Below are 18,531 nucleotides of genomic sequence, written 5' to 3'. Positions count from 1 at the left end.
ACAGTGATGGAGTGAGGGAAGTCGAGCGCAGCGAGACCCGTATGCCGGGCGTGCTTTCTCTTTGGTTACGTTCTCTTTGCACGAGCAAAGAGAACGTAACTCGCCCGAGGGGGCGAAACACGTTCTTACAGGCGCCCGCAGCAATGAGCCGAACACTAAGCGTACTGTTCCTGCTGCTCTTAACCACCCACGCCCACGCCTTTGACCTCGACCAACTCAGCGCCCAGCTGGCCAAGCCTGCGGTGGTACGCGGTCCGTTGATTCAGGAAAAGCACCTGCGCGCCCTGCCGCAACCGCTGACCAGTCGCGGTCAGTTCGTACTAAGCCGCGACCTCGGCCTGCTCTGGCAGCTGCAAAGCCCGCTCCAACAGGCTTACCGTATCGACGCCCAGGGCATCGCCAAACGCACCCCCGGCGGCTGGCAACAGCAATCAGGGCAGGATGTTGCGGCCCAGCAGAGCCGGCTGTTTCTCGCGGTGCTCAAGGGCAACCACAGCGGACTGGCGCGGGACTTTACACTGCAACTAAGCGGCACGTCTGAAGCCTGGCAACTGCGTCTGGTGCCGAATTCAGTGTTGCTCAAGCAGATTTTCAGCCACATCCAGATCGACGGCGGCGCGCTGGTGCAGCGCATTGAGCTGCATGAAACCCAGGGCGACCGCAGCGTCTTGCGCTTACCCGAAAGCCAGGCCAGCGATGCCTTGACTGAGCAGGAGCGACGCGACTTTGCTCAGTGAACGCTGGCTGCCGCGCGGCTTTCTGCTGCTGTTCGCCGCCCTGTTGATCCTCGCCGCCTGGCAATGGCGTAACGGCCCGCCCGTCGCGGCCGACATGCTCGCGCTACTGCCCGCGGGTAGCGGCGATGCGCTAGTGCAGCAGGCCGAACAGCGCATGCAAGAACCACTCACTCGCGACCTGTTGCTGTTGATCGGTCACCCGCAGCGCGAACAGGCGATTGCCTTGGTGCAACAGGTGGGCGAGCAGTGGCGCGGCAGCGGCCGTTTCGCTCAGGTGCAGTGGAGCGTCGACAGCGACCTCGCGGCGCTGCGCGACTACCTGCGCAGCAACCGTCTGGCCCTGTTGCCGAGTGCGGATCGCCAGCTGTTGCTGGAGCAACCGCAGCAGTTGATCGAACAACGGGCCGCGCGGCTGTTCGACACCTTCGCCGGTTTCAGCCTGTTGCCCATCGAACAGGACTGGCTGGGCCTGGGCGCGCGCGCGCAGCAGGCGCTGAACCCCGGCAGCCGCATCCAGGCTGACCTGAGCAGCGGCGCACTGCTGCTGGAAGAACCGAGCATGACCTGGACCCTGTTGCGCGCCAGCGCCCAGGGCAGCGCCTTCGATATGCAGGAGCCGCCGCTGATTGCCGCGCAGGTCGCCGCTACCCGCACACAGATCGAAACCGCCGGCGGCCAACTGCTGGCGGCCGGTGGCGTGTTGTACGCGGCCGCCGGGCAAGCCAAGGCCACCCGCGAAATCAGCCTGATTGGCGGCGGCGCTACGCTCGGTACCCTGCTGCTGCTGCTGCTGGCCTTCCGCCGTGTGCGCGTACTGGTAAGCCTGCTGCCCATCGGCATGGCGCTGCTGGCTGGCTGCACCGCCTGCGTGCTGGTGTTCGGCCAGATCAACGCCTTGACCTTGGTCCTGGGTGCCAGCCTGGTCGGGGTCGCCGCCGACTACCCGCAACACTATCTGAGTAAAAGCTGGAGCAACGCCGAAGGCAGCGAAGGCTGGACCAGTTGGGGCGCCCTGCGCGCCACCTTGCCGGGCCTGAGCTTGAGCCTGGGCACCAACCTGATCGGCTATCTGGCGCTGGCCTTTACCCCGTTTCCGGCGCTGACCCAGGTCGCGCTGTTCTCCGCCGCTGGGCTGATTGCCGCTTATCTGTGCTCGGTCTGCCTGCTGCCAGCCTGGTTGCGTGGCCTACGGCTAAGCCCATCGCCGCAGCTGCTGAGCTTTAGCCAACGCCTGCTGGCCGCTCGGGCACGCTTGCTAGGCAAAGTCGGCAGCACGCCGCTGCTGGCGTTGCTATTGCTGTTCTGCGCCGCAGGTCTGTGGCAGCTGCATACACAAAATGACCTGCGCCAGTGGCTGGGTCAGGAGCCGGAATTGCTGGCCGAAGCCCAACGCATCGCCGAGCTGACCGGCCAGCAGCCCACCAGCCAGTTCTTGCTGGTGCGCGCCGCGAACCCGCAGCAATTGCTGGAGCGCCAAGCGGCGCTGAGCCAGCGCCTGGATCAGGCGGTGCAGAACGGCCTGCTACGTGACTACCGCGCCCTCAGCCAACTGGTCGCGCCGGACCGTCAGCTGCAGGAATTGCGCGCGGCAGTGGGCACACTGCCGCAGCACTGGCAGCCGCTGCTCGATCTCGGCATCCCGCCAGCTGCATTGCACAGCGAACGGCTGGAACTGCAACAGAACAACCAAGCGAGCCTGGAGCAGGCGCTGGCCAGCCCTCTGGGTGAGGCCTGGAGACCGCTATGGCTGGGCGCTCATACAGATGGCGTCGCCGGGCTGGTCAGCCTGCAGGGACTCAGCAACAGCAGCGCACTCAAGCCGCTGGTCGAGGACCTGCCGGGGGTGCAGCTGGTGGATCGAATCAGCGAACTCAACGCACTGTTTAGCGCCACCCAACTCAGCGCCGCCGAATTAAAACTCATCTCCAGCATGGCGATCCTCTTGCTGCTGTGCCTGCCATTCGGCCTTGGCGGCGCACTGCGGGTGGTCTGCCTGCCGCTGCTGGCCGCGCTGGCGGCGTTAGCCTGTCTGGGTTGGCTGGGCCAGCCGCTGACCCTGTTCAGCCTGTTCGGCCTGCTGCTGATCACCGCCATCGGCGTCGATTACGCCATTCTGATGCGCGAGAACATCGGCGGGCCGGCGGTCAGCCTGCTCGGCACCCTGCTCTCGGCGCTGACCAGTTGGCTGTCGTTCGGCCTGCTGCTGATCAGCGACACCCCGGCGATTGCCAACTTCGGCCTGGCGATCAGCCTTGGCCTGCTGTTCTGCTTCCTGCTCGCACCCTGGGCCGGCACCCAGCGAGTAAGCGCACCAACTCGTAGTCAAGGAATAGCGTCATGAGTGTTATCGGGTTCTGGCTGCTGGCCCTGGCGCTCTATGCGCTGGTGGCCTGGGTCGGCGGCCGCCGCTTGATTCCCATCGTCGGTCAGTTGCTGGTCGCCAGCCTGGCTATTCCGGCGTTGCTACTGTTGTGGGTCGAGCCGCACTGGCAGCTCAGCGCCAAGCAGCTGCTCGCGCCGGAATGGCTGAACCTGGCCTACGGCCTGTGTTTCGCGTTGCTGCTGGGCTACATCCTCAGTGATGTGATCGACCTGGAGGTGAATGCTGCCTGCCTGAAGATCGCCCTGCCGAGCTTCCTGGTGCCGATGCTGGCCGGTTTGGCCTGCGCGGTCTGGCTGCTGCCCGGCGAGCGCGACTGGTTGAGCGCGGTGGGCATCGGCCTGCTGTTTTCGATCACCGCAATCCCGGTGCTGTACCTGTTTCTGCAGAGCATCGGCTACCCGCTGGAAGCGACCAAACGCCTGCTGCACGCGGCCATCCTAATGGACTTTATGTGCTGGAGCCTGTTCGGCCTGGCCCAGGGCAGCAGCAACCCGGCCACGTTGCTCTGGCCGCTGCTGGCCGCCGGCCTGCCGCTGCTTCTGCGCGCGCTGAAACTGCGTCACGGCCTGCTCTACAGCCTGCCGTTCTTTGCCCTGATGCTGCTGTTCCAGCAACTGGGGCTCAACGCCCTGGTGTTCGGCATCGCTTATATGCTGTGCCTGGCCTGGCTCAAGCAGCCGTTTCGTCTGCCATTGCCGGCGCGTCACTGGAAGTTGCTGTTGAATGGCCTGGCAGTGCCGCTAATTCTCACCTACGGCGTGCTGCGCGTGGATTTCCACAACATCGGCGCGCACTATTCCTGGCTCTACCTCGGCGCGCTGCTGGTGCTGCCGGTGTTGAGCAAGGTACTGGGCAGCTGGCTGGGCCTGCACTGGGCCGACCCGGCGGCCTCAAGCCAGATCAAATGGCAGGAAAGCCTGCTGCTGAATATTCGCGGGCTGACCGAAATCGTCTTCCTCAACCTGCTGCTGCAATTGCAGTTGATCGATGCCCTGGTGTATTTCAGCTTGCTGCTGATGAGCCTGTTTTCCACACTGCTGCCAGCCCTGCTCGGCACGCGCCCAGCCACCCATGCCATTAACGAGGCAAGAAGCCGCCATGAAGTCTCTTGAAGTCGAACAACGCCAAGTCGTCGTTATCGGGGCCGGCCCTTCCGGGGCAATCGCCGCGGCGCTGCTCAAACGCAACGGCCATGACGTACTGGTGCTGGAGCGCCAACGCTTCCCACGGTTTTCGATTGGCGAGAGCCTGCTGTCGCATTGCCTGGACTTCGTTGAAGAAGCCGGCATGCTCGACGCCGTACGTGCCGCCGGCTTTCAGACCAAACATGGCGCAGCCTTTGGTTGGGGTGAGCGTTATACCGAATTCGATTTCCGCGACACCTTCACCCAGGGGCAGGGTTCAACCTATCAGGTGCTGCGGGCCGACTTCGACAAGCTGCTGGCCGATCAAGCCGAACTGCAGGGTGTGGAAATCCGCTACGAAGAGGAAATCTTCGCCGTTGATTTCAGCGGCGACTGCCCGCGCCTCTCGGTACGCCGCCTCGCCGATGGCCATGAGTATCAGGTGGAATGCGCCTTCGTCCTCGACGGCAGCGGCTACGGCCGCGTGCTGCCACGCCTGCTCGACCTCGACACGCCGTCGAGTTTCCCCGTACGCCAGGCGGTGTTTACCCATGTTGAGGACCGCAGCGAGGGCAGCGGTTTCGACCGCGAAAAAATCCTCATCACCACTCACCCGACCTTGCGCGATGTGTGGTTCTGGACCATCCCGTTCAGCAACGGCCGCTGCTCGGTGGGCGTGGTCGCCGATGCCACCCGCTATCAGGGTCGTCCGGCCGACCTGGACGCCTGCCTCAAGCAATTTATCGAAGAGACACCCAGCCTGCACAAGGTGCTGAAAAACGCCGTATGGGATACCCCGGCGCGTACCATCGGCGGCTACTCGGCCAACGTCAAAGCCCTGCACGGCCCAGGTTTTGCTCTGCTCGGCAATGCGGCGGAGTTCCTCGACCCGGTGTTCAGCTCCGGGGTGACCATCGCCATGCGCTCGGCGAGCATGGCCGCCGGCCTGTTGCACCGCCAACTACGCGGCGAGACGGTGGACTGGGAACAGGACTTTGCCATCCCACTCAAGCGCGGCGTCGACACTTTCCGCGTGTATGTCGAAGGCTGGTACGACGGCAGCTTTCAGGACGTGATCTATTTCGAGAAAGCCCAGCCGGAGATTCGCCGCATGATCAGCTCGATTCTTGCCGGCTACGCCTGGGACCAGAACAATCCCTACGTCGCCGAACCCAAACGCCGTCTGCGGGTGCTGGCTGAAGTCTGCGCTGCTCACTGAATAAGGATATTTATGCACAACCCGGCTGCTACCTACGTCGAAGAAACTCGCTTCGGTTTCTGGTTCTTGCAGAGCCACGTCTGGCAGCACCATGTGCTGCGCGTGGCGATCAATGACCTGCGCGGCCTGTTCACCTCTGCGCTACCCGAGTCACCGGTGTTGCTGGATGCCGGCTGTGGCCAGGGCAAGTCGTTCGGCTTGCTCGCCGAGGCGTTCAAGCCCGCGCGGATAATCGGTCTGGATGCCGATCCGCACAGCCTCGAGTGCTCGCGTGCCGAGGCCACGCGCCTGGGCCTGGAGGTGCAACTGATCGCCAGCGACTGCGCGGCCATCGACCTGGCCGATGCCAGCGTTGATTTGCTGTTCTGTCACCAGACCTTCCACCACCTGGTCGAGCAGGAACAGGCCCTGGCCGAGTTCTGGCGCGTGCTCAAGCCGGGAGGCTACTTGCTGTTTGCCGAGTCGACCCAGTACTACATCGACACCTGGGTGATCCGCTGGCTGTTCCGCCACCCCATGCAGGTGCAAAAAAGCGCCGAAGGCTATCTGAACATGCTGCGCGGCCAGGGCTTCGCGTTCGATGCCAAGAATGTCTCCTACCCCTACCTGTGGTGGAGCCGCGCCAAGGACTTCGGCCTGCTGGAACGCTGGGGTTTGATGAAACCCAAGCCGGTCGGCCAACGCCATGAAACCCTGGTCAACGTGGTGGCGCGCAAGCCGCTGGAACCACGCAGCTGATGCGCCATGCTTGGCTTATCGGCCTGTGCCTGCTGCTCGCGGCCTGCGCCGCGCAGACGCCACTGCTGGCCCCGTCACCTGCGCTGGTGGTGGCGTTACCGCTGGCCCTGCAGGTGCAGCGTCAGCAGGTCGCCACCCAGCAAACCTGGTGGTTGGTGCTGCAGAACGAGCCGGAGGGGTTGCGCGCGTCGTTGTTCGACCCGCTCGGCGTTCCCCTCGCACGCCAGGTGTTGCGCGCCGGCCAGTGGCAGAACGACGGCTTGTTGCCGCCCAACGCCGAAGCCCGCGAGTTGTTCAGCGCGCTGCTGTTTGCCCTCACGCCCGACGCGCAACTGCCCAGACAGTATCCGGTTGACCACTGGCGACTTGATGCAGACGGCACCCGCTGGCTTAACCCACAGTGGCGAATCCGTTACCGTGCGCCGCTGGATTTCACCCTGAACCGTTCACCCGATCTGATCTATCAGGTCAGCCCTCTCCCTGACGACAAGGCACCCTGATGGCCGCATACCTCTCAGCCCTGGGCCTCAACTGCGCCCTTGGCCAAGGCAAACAGGCGGTAGCAACAGCGCTGTTCAATGGCGATGACCACGGGATGCGTCCGCAAAACGGCTGGGTCAATGAGCGTGTTCTCACGGTTGGCGCCGTGCCCGGCGCACTGCCATCGCTGCCCGGACGCCCGACAAGCCGCAACAACCAGTTGCTGCTGGCTGCCGCGCAGGAAATCGAACCCGAACTGCGCACGGCCATCAAACGCTTCGGGCCCGCGCGTATTGGCGTGGTGCTAGGCACCAGTACCTCTGGCATCGAAGAAGCCAGCCAAGGCATTACCCAATTTCTTACGCACGGGCAGTTACCGGAATCCTATGACTACGCTCAACAGGAACTGGCCGCACCCGCAAACTTCCTGAGCGACTGGCTGGGCCTCAGCGGACCGTGCTTCGGTATTTCCACCGCCTGCACCTCAGGCGCGCGGGCGTTGCTCAGCGCCCAGCGACTGCTCAATCTCGGCCTCTGTGATGCGGTCATCTGCGGAGGGGTGGACAGCCTGTGTCGCCTCACGCTGAACGGCTTCTATGCGCTTGAGGCGGTCTCGGCCGAACGCTGCAACCCATTTTCGCGAAACCGCAACGGCATCAATATCGGCGAGGGCGCGGCCGTATTCTTGATGAGCAGAAACCCCCTGGACAATGCCGGACTCGCCATCAGCTTACTCGGCGGCGGGGCCAGCTCAGACGCCCACCATATTTCCGCGCCGCAGCCCGAAGGCCTCGGTGCCCAGGCAGCCATGCGCAAAGCTCTGGCGGCGGCCGGGATCAGCGCGGATCAGGTCGACTATCTGAACCTGCATGGCACCGCCACCCCCCACAATGACGCCATGGAAAGCCACGCGGTGCAGGCGATCTTTCCGCACGGCGTGCCCTGTTCATCAAGTAAATCCCTGGTGGGCCATACGCTGGGCGCGGCTGGGGCGCTGGAAGCGGCTTTCTGCTGGCTGACCTTGAGCGCCTACAACCCGCAGCAGTTGCTACCCCCGCACCTGTGGGACGGCCAAGCTGACCCGGCCTTGCCGGCGCTGAATCTGGTAGCGCCCGGCACATCGCTGAGCAACAACCGCCCGCGCCGGCTGATGAGTAACTCCTTCGCCTTTGGCGGCAACAATATCAGCCTGCTCCTAGGTGAAGAGCTGGCGAATGAAGCGGATAACACGCGCAATGAAGCGCCGGGAAGACACACATGAACCAATGGCCAATCGCCGAACTGATCCCCCACGCCGGTGACATGATCCTGATCGATCAGGTGCTGCGCTTTGGCGACGAGGACATCGAAACCCAGCTGACCATCCGCAACGGCGGCCTGTTCAACCTGAAGGACGGCAGCCTGCCGGCCTGGGTCGGCATCGAGCTGATGGCGCAGAGCGTGGCGGCCTACGCCGGCTGCCAGGCGCGCCTGCGCGGCGAGCCGGTGGAGTTGGGCTTTCTGCTCGGTACACGCAAGTACGAGTGCAATGTCGAACGTTTCCCGGCCGGAGCCGAGCTGCATATCCATGCGAGCCGCTCGCTGCAGGATGATAACGGCATGGGCGTGTTCGAATGCCAGCTGCGCGGTCCCGGCATCGAGGCCCTGGCCCGGCTTAACGTATTCCGCCCCCCCCAGGTGGACAGCTACCTTCAGGAAGAATTTCAGGAAACTCAGCCATGAGCGAAACAGCAGCCCTGCGCGAAACCATACTGGTCACCGGCTCCAGCCGTGGCATCGGCCGGGCGATTGCCCTGCGCCTGGCCAAAAGCGGCTATGACATCGTGCTGCATTGCCGCGCCCGCCGCGAGGAAGCCGAAGCGGTGCACGCGCAGATCCTTGAGCTAGGCCAGCAGGCGCGCATTCTGCAGTTCGACGTGTCCGACCGCGCCGCCTGCCGCGCGGCGCTGGAGGCCGATGTCGAGCGGCACGGCGCCTATTATGGGGTCGTGTGTAATGCCGGCCTGACCCGCGACGGTGCTTTCCCGGCGCTGAGCGAGGACGACTGGGACATCGTCATGCGCACCAATCTGGACGGTTTCTATAACGTGCTGCATCCGTTGACCATGCCTATGGTGCGACGGCGCAAGGCCGGACGCATCGTCTGCATCACTTCGGTATCCGGGCTGATTGGCAACCGCGGCCAGGTCAACTACAGCGCCTCCAAGGCCGGCATCATCGGTGCCGCCAAGGCCTTGGCGATCGAGCTGGGCAAGCGCAAGATCACGGTCAACTGCGTCGCACCCGGACTGATCGATACCGAAATTCTCGATGCCGATGTACCCATCGAGGAAATCCTCAAGATGGTGCCGGCGCAACGTATGGGCACCCCGGAAGAAGTGGCTGGTGCGGTGAATTTTCTGATGTCCGAGGAGGCGGCCTACATTACCCGTCAGGTCCTCGCGGTGAACGGTGGGTTGTGCTGATGAACGGATGCAAACGGGTGGTAGTCACCGGCATGGCCGGGGTGACCTCGCTGGGCAGCGACTGGTCGACGATTCAAGCCAACTTTAGAGCCGGCAAAAGTGGCATCCGCTACATGCACGAATGGGACAGGTTCAGCGAACTGAACACCCGCCTCGGCGGCCCGGTGGACGATTTCGTCACCCCCAAGCATTGGAACCGCAAACAGACCCGCAGCATGGGCCGCGTCTCCAAGCTGGTGGTGTACGCCGCCGAGCGCGCGCTGGAACATGCCGGCCTGCTCGGTGACGAGTCGATCAAGGACGGTCGTATGGGCGTGGCCTGCGGCTCTTCCACCGGCAGCACCGACGAGATCAAGGCATTCGGCAATATGCTGCTCAACTCAGTGGCCGACGGCCTCAATGCCAACTCCTATATCCGCATGATGCCGCACACCACGGCCGCCAATATCAGCATCTTTTTCGGCCTCAAGGGTCGCCTGATCCCCACCTCCAGCGCCTGCACCAGTGGCAGCCAGGGTATCGGCTACGCCTATGAAGCGATCAAGTTCGGCCGCCTGCCGATGATGCTCGCCGGCGGTGCCGAGGAACTGTGCCCCACCGAAGCCATGGTCTTCGATGCGCTCTATGCCACCAGCCTGAAAAACGACGCGCCGCACACCTCACCGCGCCCTTATGACAGCGGCCGCGATGGTTTGGTGATCGGTGAAGGCGCCGGCATCCTGGTGCTGGAAGAGCTGGAACATGCACTGGCGCGGGGCGCGACCATCCACGCCGAAATCGTCGGCTTTGGCTGCAACGCCGACGGCCAACACGCCACCAAACCCGTGCAGGCGACCATGCGCGGGGCGATGGAGCTGGCGCTGCAGGATGCCGGTTTAGCGCCTTCCGCCATCGGTTACGTCAACGGCCACGGCACCGCCACCGACCAGGGCGACGTCGCGGAAACCCTGGCGACCCAGGAACTGTTCGGCAGCCAGATGCCGATCAGCTCGCAGAAGAGCTACTTCGGCCACACCCTGGGTGCCTGCGGCGCGCTGGAGTCCTGGTTCAGTATCGAAATGATGAACGCCGACAGCTATGTGCCGACCCTGAACCTGGACACGGTCGATCCGACCTGTGGCGAACTCGACTACCTGCGCGGTGAATTCCGCCAGATGAACCACCAGTACGTGATGAATAACAACTTCGCCTTTGGCGGAGTGAATACGTCGCTGATCTTTAAACGCTGGAGCTGAGGACTGTGCAATGTCTGCTGCACGTCGCCCCTGCTAGGTTTAAAACAGCTGGATTACACCGGTTGTGGTGATATCCCCTTTTGCGCAACTCACAAGCAGTCCCCAGAAAGCCTCATAACAAGGAGCGCCCCATGAACGCCAAATCCTGGATTCTCGTAGCAGCCTGCACCAGCTTGTTCCCCGCCATCAGCCAGGCCCGTGACACCACCCACTTTCTGCCGTTTGACGCAGTCGTTCAGGAAGCACTGAGTGCGGGCAGACTCGACGGCAGTGTTAAGTTCTACCTGGCAGGAAACCAACCGGCAGGGTCGAGCAGTGTGCTTAAGGCCGGTGTAACCACCAGCAAAAAGACCAACGCTTTTAACAAAAGCGATCAAGCCGCCTGCAACTGGGCTTTGCAATCCGCCTTAGTTCATCTGCAAAAAGCAGCCAAGGCTGCTGGGGCCAATGCGGTCGTGGATATCGCCAGCAACTACAAACACGTTGAGTACAAAGACAGCCAAAAGTATGAATGCCACGCCGGTGCATTGATGGCAGGCGTAGCACTTAAAGGGAACCTCGCCAATGTCAAATAAGCGCTCCCTGATCGGCCTGTTTATGGCATTGACCCTGATCGGTAGCGTACCCGCACTGGCTGACGTAGACGGCCAAGCGTTGTATCGACAACATTGCGCCAAATGCCACGCCGAAGACGGCCGCGCCAACACCATGCGCGGCTGGTTGTACTTTGCGCAGAACCTGAGCAAGGCCAAATGGCAGGACAACAACAGTGACCGTGACATCCTCGACGCCATTCAGGAAGGTCCAGGTGCCATGCCCGGTTACGCCGACACACTCAGCGAAGCCGAACAGCTGGCGCTGGTAAAAGCTGTGCGCGATTTGCGTAAGCCCTGAGCAACACGCAGATAAAACAAAGGCCGCATGAGCGGCCTTTGTTTTGTGCAAGGTTTACTGATGGTACTGCGCCGACAGCTCATGCACCGCTTCGAAGAACGCGCCAGCATTGGCGGGGTTAACTTCCGGGGTGATGCCGTGCCCCAGGTTGAACACCTGACCACTGCCATGACCATAAGCGGCAAGAATACGCCCGACTTCAGCACGAATCGCCGCCGGGTTGGCGTACAGCACGCTCGGGTCCATGTTGCCCTGCAGCGCCACCTTGTTGCCAACGCGGGCGCGGGCGCTGCCGATGTCGCAGGTCCAGTCCAAACCCAGTGCCTCAGCGCCGGTTTCAGCCATCGACTCTAACCACAGACCGCCACCCTTGGTGAACAGAATGACCGGCACACGGCGACCGTCGTGCTCGCGAATCAAGCCATCCACAATCTTCTTCATGTAGGCCAGGGAGAATTCCTGATAGGCCGCCGCTGACAGGCTGCCGCCCCAGGAGTCGAATATCTGCACGGCCTGAGCGCCGGCCTTGATCTGCCCATTGAGGTAGGCCGTGACCGACTGCGCGAGCTTGTCGAGCAGCGCATGCATGGCCTGCGGGTTGTCGTAGAGCATGGCCTTGGACTTGCGGAAGTCCTTCGACGAGCCGCCTTCGACCATATAGGTGGCCAGGGTCCAGGGGCTGCCGGTAAAGCCGATCAACGGCACACGGCCACTGAGTTCACGACGGATATTGCGCACGGCGTCCATTACATACCCCAAGTCCTGCTCAGGGTCGGGGATCGGCAGCGCCTCGATATCAGCCATTGAGCTGATGACTTTTTGAAAGCGCGGGCCTTCACCGGTCTCGAAATACAGGCCCTGGCCCATGGCATCGGGGATGGTCAGGATGTCGGAGAACAGAATCGCGGCATCCAACTGCGGGTAACGGTCCAGCGGTTGAATGGTGACCTCGCACGCCAGCTCCGGATTCTTCATCAAGTTGACGAAGTTACCGGCCTTGGCGCGAGTGGCGCGGTATTCGGGCAGATAACGACCTGCCTGACGCATCATCCATACAGGCGTAACGTCCACCGGCTGCTTGAGCAGGGCACGAAGAAAACGGTCGTTTTTCAGGGCGGTCATGGCAGTTCCCGGTCGAAGTAATCGGTAAAAAAGTGCGGGCATTTTCGCAGAGCACAAAACAAAAGGCACGGCGGGTGCCGTGCCTTTTGTCTATAGGGTCAATTTGTCGCGGCCGCCGTTGGGCTTCGCTGCGCTCAACCCAACCTACACGCCGAGGTAGTCGAGGATACCTTCGGCGGCGTTCCTGCCTTCGAAGATTGCCGTCACCACCAGATCGGAACCACGGACCATGTCGCCGCCGGCGAAGATCTTCGGGTTGCTGGTCTGGTGCTTGAACTGCGACTGCTCGGGCGCAACGACACGGCCTTGACTGTCGGTGTCGATCTTGAAATCGCTGAACCAGGCCGCCGGGCTTGGACGGAAACCGAACGCGATCAGCACGGCTTCCGCCGGGATGATTTCCTCGGAGCCCGGAATCGGCTCGGGGCTGCGACGGCCACGGGCATCCGGCTCACCCAGACGGGTTTCAACCACTTTGACGCCTTCGACCTTGCCGTCACCGACAATGGCGATCGGCTGACGGTTGAAGAGGAATTTCACCCCTTCTTCCTTGGCGTTCTTCACTTCCTTGCGCGAACCCGGCATGTTTTCTTCGTCGCGGCGATAGGCGCAAGTCACCGACTTGGCGCCCTGGCGAATCGAGGTACGGTTGCAGTCCATCGCGGTGTCACCACCACCCAGAACCACCACGCGCTTACCTTTCATGTCGATAAAGTCTTCCGCGTTCTTCTCGAAACCGAGGTTGCGGTTGACGTTGGCGATGAGGAAATCCAGCGCATCGGTAACGCCCGGCAGGTCTTCACCGGGGAAGCCGCCCTTCATGTAGGTGTAGGTGCCCATGCCCATAAACACGGCATCGTACTCATCCAGCAGCTGCTGCATGGTGATGTCTGTGCCGATCTCGGTGTTCAGGCGGAACTCGACGCCCATGCCGGTGAAGACTTCGCGGCGATTGCTCAGCACGCTCTTCTCCAGCTTGAACTCGGGGATGCCGAAGGTCAGCAGGCCGCCGATTTCCGGGTTCTTGTCGAACACCACCGGGGTCACACCGTTGCGCACCAGCACGTCAGCGCAACCGAGACCGGCAGGACCGGCACCGATCACCGCGACACGCTTGCCCGTCGGTTTGACCTTCGACATGTCCGGACGCCAGCCCATGGCAAAGGCCGTGTCGGTGATGTACTTCTCCACCGAGCCGATGGTCACCGCGCCGAAGCCGTCATTGAGGGTGCATGCACCCTCGCACAGACGGTCCTGCGGACACACGCGGCCGCAGACTTCCGGCAGGGTGTTGGTCTGGTGCGACAGTTCGGCGGCGGCGAGGATGTTGCCCTCGGACACCAGCTTGAGCCAGTTGGGAATGAAGTTGTGCACCGGGCACTTCCATTCGCAATAGGGGTTGCCGCAGCCCAGGCAACGGTGTGCCTGGTCAGCCGCTTGCGCAGGCTTGAAGTTGTCGTAGATCTCGACGAACTCTTTCTTACGCTGACGCAACAGTTTCTTCTTCGGGTCTTTGCGCCCGACTTCGATGAACTGGAAGTCGTTATTCAGACGTTCAGTCATTGCAATACCTCATCAAACCACTTCAGGCGCATTCTTATTGCGGGTTGGCACGGGTGCTGGAGAGCAACGACTTCAGGCTTGCCGCCTTCGGTTTGACCAGCCAGAACTTGCGCAGGTAGTCGTCCAGGTTTTCCAGCAGGGTCGCGCCCCACTCACTCGATGTTTCCTGGACGTACTCGACGAGTACACGCTCCAGGTGGCTACGGTAAGCCTCCATCGACTCATTGTTGATCCGCTGAATTTCCACCAGCTCGTGGTTAACGCGGTCATAGAAGCTGTTATCCAGATCGAGCACATAGGCGAAACCGCCGGTCATGCCAGAACCGAAGTTGTAGCCGGTTTTGCCCAGTACGCAGACAAAGCCGCCGGTCATGTATTCGCAGCAATGGTCGCCCGTGCCTTCCACCACCGTGTGCGCACCGGAGTTACGCACGGCGAAACGTTCGCCCGCAGTACCGGCTGCGAACAGCTTGCCGCCAGTGGCGCCGTACAGGCAGGTGTTACCGATGATGGCACTGTCCTGGGTCTTGAACGGGCTGCCTTTCGGCGGGGTGATCACCAGTTTGCCGCCGGTCATGCCCTTGCCGACGTAGTCGTTGGCATCGCCTTCCAGGTACAGGTTCAGGCCACCGGCGTTCCACACGCCGAAGCTCTGGCCCGCAGTGCCTTTGAAGCGGAAGGTAATCGGTGCATGGGTCATACCCTGGTTACCGTGTTTGCGGGCAATTTCGCCGGAGACACGGGCACCGATGGAACGGTCGCAGTTGCAGATGTCCAGATCAATCTCAGCGCCACTGGCAGCCTCGATTGCCGGCTTGGCCAACTCAACCATTTTCTCAGCCAGCAGGCCTTCGTCGAACGGCGGGTTGCGATCAACCAGGCAGAACTGCGGCTTGTCGGCCGGAATGTGGTCGCTGCCGAGCAGCGGCGTCAGGTCAAGATGACCCTGCTTGGCGGTTTCGCCTGGCAGCATTTCCAGAAGATCGGTACGCCCGATCAGCTCTTCCAGGCTGCGGACACCCAGCTTGGCCAGCCACTCACGGGTTTCTTCGGCCACATAGGTGAAGAAGTTCATCACCATTTCGACGGTGCCGATGAAGTGATCCTTGCGCAGCTTGTCGTTCTGCGTCGCCACGCCGGTGGCGCAGTTGTTCAGGTGACAGATGCGCAGGTATTTACAGCCCAGCGCGATCATCGGCGCAGTACCGAAGCCGAAGCTTTCGGCGCCAAGGATGGCGGCCTTGATCACGTCGAGGCCGGTCTTCAAGCCACCGTCAGTCTGTACCCGCACCTTGCCGCGCAGGTCGTTGCCGCGCAGGGTTTGGTGGGTTTCGGCCAGGCCGAGTTCCCACGGCGCACCGGCGTACTTGATCGAGGTCAGCGGCGATGCACCGGTGCCACCGTCGTAACCGGAGATGGTGATCAGGTCGGCATAGGCCTTGGCCACACCGGCGGCGATGGTGCCGACACCGGCTTCCGCCACCAGCTTGACCGAAACCAGCGCGGCCGGGTTGACCTGCTTGAGGTCATAGATCAGCTGCGCCAGGTCTTCGATGGAATAGATGTCGTGGTGCGGCGGTGGCGAAATCAGGGTCACGCCCGGCACGGCATAACGCAGTTTGGCGATCAGACCGTTGACCTTGCCGCCCGGCAGCTGGCCGCCCTCACCGGGCTTGGCGCCCTGAGCCACCTTGATCTGCAGCACTTCGGCGTTGACCAAGTATTCCGGGGTCACGCCAAAGCGGCCGGTGGCCACCTGCTTGATCTTCGAGCTGCGCACGGTGCCGTAACGGGCCGGGTCTTCACCGCCCTCACCGGAGTTGGAGCGCGCGCCCAGACGGTTCATCGCCTCAGCAATGGCTTCGTGCGCTTCCGGCGACAACGCGCCGAGGGAAATCCCAGCAGAGTCAAAGCGCTTAAGGATATCGCCCAGTGGCTCAACCTGATCCAGCGCGATTGGCTGGTCGGCCAGCTTCAGTTTAAGCAGGTCGCGCAGCATCGACACCGGACGGGTGTCGACCAGCGTGGTGTATTCCTTGAATTTTTCGTAGCTACCTTGCTGCACCGCCGCCTGCAGGGTGTTGACCACATCCGGGTTGTAGGCGTGGTACTCGCCGCCGTAAACGAACTTGAGCAAGCCGCCTTGCTGGATCGACTTGCGCGCGTTCCAGGCTTCGGCCGCGAGCAGCTTCTGCTCGTTTTCGATATCGACGAAGCGCGCGCCCTTGATGCGGCTGGCCACACCGCGGAAGCACAGTTCGGTGACGTCATCGGCCAGGCCGACCGCTTCGAACAGCTGCGCACCACGATAAGAAGCAACAGTGGAGATACCCATCTTCGACAGGATCTTCAGCAGGCCCTTGGAGATGCCTTTGCGGTAGTGCTTGAACACTTCATACAGATCGCCGAGCACTTCGCCAGTGCGGATCAGGTCGCCCAGCACTTCGTAAGCCAGGAACGGATAAACCGCCGACGCGCCGAAGCCGAGCAGCACGGCATAGTGATGCGGATCGCGAGCGGTCGCGGTTTCGACCAGGATGTTGCAGTCACAACGCAGGCCTTTCTCGGTCAGACGGTGGTGAATCGCACCGGTAACCAGCGAGGCGTGGGCCGGCAGCTTGCCTGGGGCGATATGACGGTCCGACAGCACCAGCAGCACCTTACCGGCGCGCACGGCTTCTTCAGCCTGATCGGCCATGTTGCGCACGGCGGCTTCCAGGCCGAGCGACTCGTCGTAGTTCATGTCGATCAGCTGACGCTCGAAGCCCGGGCGATCCAGGTTCATCAAGGCGCGCCACTTGGCCGGCGAAATCACCGGGCTGCTGAGAATCACCCGCGCAGCGTGCTCAGGTGACTCTTCGAAGATATTGCGCTCGGCACCGAGGCAGATCTCCAGCGACATGACGATGGCTTCACGCAGCGGGTCGATCGGCGGGTTGGTGACCTGCGCGAACTGCTGGCGGAAGTAGTCATACGGTGAACGTACGCGCTGGCTGAGCACGGCCATCGGCGTGTCGTCACCCATGGAACCGACGGCTTCCTGGCCCTGCTCGCCCAGCGGTCGCAGCACCTGATCACGCTCCTCGAAGGTGACCTGGTACATCTTCATGTACTGCTTGAGCTGATCGACATCGTAGAACGCCGAACCATGGTCACGGTCTTCCAGAGTCGCCTGAATGCGCTGGGCACTCTTGCGCATCCACTGCTTGTAGGGGTGGCGCGACTTCAGGCGGTTGTCGATGTCGTCGCTGCCGAGGATCTGCCCGGTTTCGGTGTCCACGGCGAGGATCTGACCCGGCCCGACGCGGCCCTTGGCCAAGACGTCTTCGGGCGCGTAGTTCCACACGCCGATTTCCGACGCCAGGGTGATGTAGCCGTTCTTGGTCGTAACCCAGCGCGCCGGACGCAGGCCGTTACGGTCAAGCAAGCACACGGCGTAACGGCCATCGGTGAGTACCACACCGGCCGGGCCATCCCAGGGCTCCATGTGCATGGAGTTGTATTCGTAGAACGCACGCAGATCGGCGTCCATGGTTTCGACGTTCTGCCAGGCTGGCGGAATGATCATGCGCACGCCACGGAACAGGTCGATGCCGCCGGTGACCATCAACTCGAGCATGTTGTCCATGCTCGAGGAGTCGGAACCCACGCGGTTGACCAGCGGGCCGAGCTCATCCAAATCAAAGATCTGGTCGTTGGCGAACTTCATGCGGCGCGCCTGCGCCCAGTTGCGGTTACCGGTGATGGTGTTGATTTCACCGTTGTGCGCCAGGAAGCGGAACGGCTGCGCCAGCGGCCATTTCGGCAGGGTGTTGGTGGAGAAGCGCTGGTGGAATACGCAAATGGCGGTCTGCAGGCGCTCGTCACCCAAGTCTGGGTAGAACTGCTGCAGGTCGGCCGGCATCATCAACCCTTTGTAGATGATGGTCTTGTGCGAAAAGCTGCAAATGTAGTGATCACTGTCCGCAGCGTTAGCCACCGAAGAACGACGACGCGCGCTGAACAGCTTGATCGCGAATTCCTGATCGGACAGGCCTTCGCCCCCGATAAACACCTGCTCAATCTGCGGCAGACGCTCAAGCGCCAGGCGGCCAAGCACGCTGGTATCGATTGGCACCTTGCGCCAGCCGACTAAACTCAGGCCGGCAGCGAGAATCTCGCGATTCATGTTGGCGCGGGCGGCTTCAGCCTTCACCGGATCTTGGTTGAAGAAGACCATGCCGACGGCGTACTGCTTGGGCAGTTCGACGGCAAAGTGCTGCTGGGCCATGGCCCGCAGGAAAGCATCAGGCTTCTGGATCAGCAGACCACAACCGTCACCGGTCTTACCGTCGGCGTTAATCCCGCCACGGTGGGTCATGCATGTCAGGGCTTCAATCGCGGTCTGCAACAGGTGATGGCTAGCCTCACCCTGCATGTGGGCGATCAGGCCGAAGCCGCAGTTATCCTTGAACTCATCAGGACGGTACAAACCTGCTTTCATAGGGACTCTCACCAGACGGCCTATCACAAGGCAATTACTTTCTAATTCAACCACTTACCATACGCGCAGGACGAAGCCCCAGCTTTGC

At 62.3% G+C, this 18,531-nt stretch carries 15 protein-coding genes; 12 read left to right on the top strand and 3 right to left on the bottom strand.

The features are described from left to right. Positions 1 to 143: 143 nt before the first annotated feature. The 12 genes from DBR00_RS04980 to DBR00_RS04925 all read left to right on the top strand — a co-directional run bounded on the left by DBR00_RS04980 (position 144) and on the right by DBR00_RS04925 (position 11,275). A complete protein-coding gene (locus DBR00_RS04980) occupies positions 144 to 737 on the top strand; it encodes an outer membrane lipoprotein carrier protein LolA (protein ID WP_108485868.1) in 594 nt (197 codons plus the stop codon). After that, positions 727 to 3,078: an MMPL family transporter gene (locus tag DBR00_RS04975; protein ID WP_108538022.1), complete on the top strand. Its 2,352-nt coding sequence runs from the start codon at positions 727 to 729 to the stop codon at positions 3,076 to 3,078. Before DBR00_RS04980 ends, DBR00_RS04975 begins: the two co-directional genes overlap by 11 nt. Then, a complete protein-coding gene (locus tag DBR00_RS04970; protein WP_108486801.1) occupies positions 3,075 to 4,232 on the top strand; it encodes a sodium:proton antiporter in 1,158 nt (385 codons plus the stop codon). Before DBR00_RS04975 ends, DBR00_RS04970 begins: the two co-directional genes overlap by 4 nt. Continuing rightward, positions 4,219 to 5,463 carry an NAD(P)/FAD-dependent oxidoreductase gene (locus DBR00_RS04965; protein WP_108486802.1) on the top strand — a complete coding sequence of 415 codons (1,245 nt, stop codon included), beginning with the start codon at positions 4,219 to 4,221 and terminating at the stop codon, positions 5,461 to 5,463. The genes DBR00_RS04970 and DBR00_RS04965 overlap by 14 nt, the downstream gene beginning before the upstream one ends. A 12-nt stretch (positions 5,464 to 5,475) precedes the next feature. Beyond that, the gene (locus DBR00_RS04960) at positions 5,476 to 6,201 is read left to right on the top strand and encodes a class I SAM-dependent methyltransferase (RefSeq protein ID WP_108486803.1); all 726 of its coding nucleotides are present in this window, start codon (positions 5,476 to 5,478) and stop codon (positions 6,199 to 6,201) included. Further along, the gene (locus DBR00_RS04955; protein ID WP_108486804.1) at positions 6,201 to 6,701 is read left to right on the top strand and encodes a DUF3261 domain-containing protein; all 501 of its coding nucleotides are present in this window, start codon (positions 6,201 to 6,203) and stop codon (positions 6,699 to 6,701) included. The genes DBR00_RS04960 and DBR00_RS04955 overlap by 1 nt, the downstream gene beginning before the upstream one ends. Continuing rightward, positions 6,701 to 7,942 (top strand): beta-ketoacyl-[acyl-carrier-protein] synthase family protein, encoded by a 1,242-nt coding sequence (locus DBR00_RS04950; protein ID WP_108486805.1) that lies wholly within the window; start codon positions 6,701 to 6,703, stop codon positions 7,940 to 7,942. Before DBR00_RS04955 ends, DBR00_RS04950 begins: the two co-directional genes overlap by 1 nt. Continuing rightward, positions 7,939 to 8,403, top strand: coding sequence for a hotdog family protein (locus DBR00_RS04945; RefSeq protein WP_108486806.1), 465 nt, complete (start codon positions 7,939 to 7,941; stop codon positions 8,401 to 8,403). Before DBR00_RS04950 ends, DBR00_RS04945 begins: the two co-directional genes overlap by 4 nt. Positions 8,404 to 8,417: 14 nt before the next feature. Further along, entirely contained in the window at positions 8,418 to 9,146 is a 729-nt protein-coding gene (gene fabG / locus DBR00_RS04940) for a 3-oxoacyl-ACP reductase FabG (RefSeq protein WP_108486821.1), read from the top strand. Further along, entirely contained in the window at positions 9,146 to 10,381 is a 1,236-nt protein-coding gene (locus DBR00_RS04935; protein WP_108486822.1) for a beta-ketoacyl-ACP synthase, read from the top strand. Before fabG ends, DBR00_RS04935 begins: the two co-directional genes overlap by 1 nt. A 131-nt stretch (positions 10,382 to 10,512) precedes the next feature. After that, positions 10,513 to 10,956, top strand: coding sequence for an excinuclease (locus DBR00_RS04930; protein ID WP_108486807.1), 444 nt, complete (start codon positions 10,513 to 10,515; stop codon positions 10,954 to 10,956). Further along, positions 10,946 to 11,275, top strand: coding sequence for a cytochrome c (locus tag DBR00_RS04925; RefSeq protein WP_108486808.1), 330 nt, complete (start codon positions 10,946 to 10,948; stop codon positions 11,273 to 11,275). The genes DBR00_RS04930 and DBR00_RS04925 overlap by 11 nt, the downstream gene beginning before the upstream one ends. Before the next feature lie 54 nt (positions 11,276 to 11,329). Here the strand turns inward: DBR00_RS04925 and hemE are convergent, their stop codons facing one another. The 3 genes from hemE to gltB all read right to left on the bottom strand — a co-directional run bounded on the left by hemE (position 11,330) and on the right by gltB (position 18,443). Then, a complete protein-coding gene (hemE, locus tag DBR00_RS04920; RefSeq protein WP_108486809.1) occupies positions 11,330 to 12,397 on the bottom strand; it encodes a uroporphyrinogen decarboxylase in 1,068 nt (355 codons plus the stop codon). Between the two features lie 144 nt (positions 12,398 to 12,541). Then, on the bottom strand, positions 12,542 to 13,960 hold the full coding sequence (locus DBR00_RS04915; protein WP_108486810.1) for an FAD-dependent oxidoreductase: 1,419 nt from the start codon (positions 13,958 to 13,960) through the stop codon (positions 12,542 to 12,544). Between the two features lie 34 nt (positions 13,961 to 13,994). Continuing rightward, the gene (gene gltB / locus DBR00_RS04910; RefSeq protein ID WP_108486811.1) at positions 13,995 to 18,443 is read right to left on the bottom strand and encodes a glutamate synthase large subunit; all 4,449 of its coding nucleotides are present in this window, start codon (positions 18,441 to 18,443) and stop codon (positions 13,995 to 13,997) included. Between the last annotated feature and the right edge of the window lie 88 nt (positions 18,444 to 18,531).

Origin of the sequence: Pseudomonas sp. HMWF032 (genome assembly GCF_003060885.1) — a bacterium.
Lineage (GTDB): Bacteria > Pseudomonadota > Gammaproteobacteria > Pseudomonadales > Pseudomonadaceae > Aquipseudomonas.
This window is presented reverse-complemented; position numbering and strand designations above follow the sequence as displayed.

Bases quoted from the DNA above. Each gene is read 5' to 3' on its own strand.
- DBR00_RS04980 (WP_108485868.1), top strand. From the start codon at position 144: ATGAGCCGAACACTAAGCGTACTGTTCCTGCTGCTCTTAACCACCCAC.
- DBR00_RS04970 (WP_108486801.1), top strand. From the start codon at position 3,075: ATGAGTGTTATCGGGTTCTGGCTGCTGGCCCTGGCGCTCTATGCGCTG.
- DBR00_RS04965 (WP_108486802.1), top strand. From the start codon at position 4,219: ATGAAGTCTCTTGAAGTCGAACAACGCCAAGTCGTCGTTATCGGGGCC.
- DBR00_RS04960 (WP_108486803.1), top strand. From the start codon at position 5,476: ATGCACAACCCGGCTGCTACCTACGTCGAAGAAACTCGCTTCGGTTTC.
- DBR00_RS04955 (WP_108486804.1), top strand. From the start codon at position 6,201: ATGCGCCATGCTTGGCTTATCGGCCTGTGCCTGCTGCTCGCGGCCTGC.
- DBR00_RS04950 (WP_108486805.1), top strand. From the start codon at position 6,701: ATGGCCGCATACCTCTCAGCCCTGGGCCTCAACTGCGCCCTTGGCCAA.
- DBR00_RS04945 (WP_108486806.1), top strand. From the start codon at position 7,939: ATGAACCAATGGCCAATCGCCGAACTGATCCCCCACGCCGGTGACATG.
- DBR00_RS04935 (WP_108486822.1), top strand. From the start codon at position 9,146: ATGAACGGATGCAAACGGGTGGTAGTCACCGGCATGGCCGGGGTGACC.
- DBR00_RS04930 (WP_108486807.1), top strand. From the start codon at position 10,513: ATGAACGCCAAATCCTGGATTCTCGTAGCAGCCTGCACCAGCTTGTTC.
- DBR00_RS04925 (WP_108486808.1), top strand. From the start codon at position 10,946: ATGTCAAATAAGCGCTCCCTGATCGGCCTGTTTATGGCATTGACCCTG.
- hemE (WP_108486809.1), bottom strand. From the start codon at position 12,397: ATGACCGCCCTGAAAAACGACCGTTTTCTTCGTGCCCTGCTCAAGCAG.
- DBR00_RS04915 (WP_108486810.1), bottom strand. From the start codon at position 13,960: ATGACTGAACGTCTGAATAACGACTTCCAGTTCATCGAAGTCGGGCGC.
- gltB (WP_108486811.1), bottom strand. From the start codon at position 18,443: ATGAAAGCAGGTTTGTACCGTCCTGATGAGTTCAAGGATAACTGCGGC.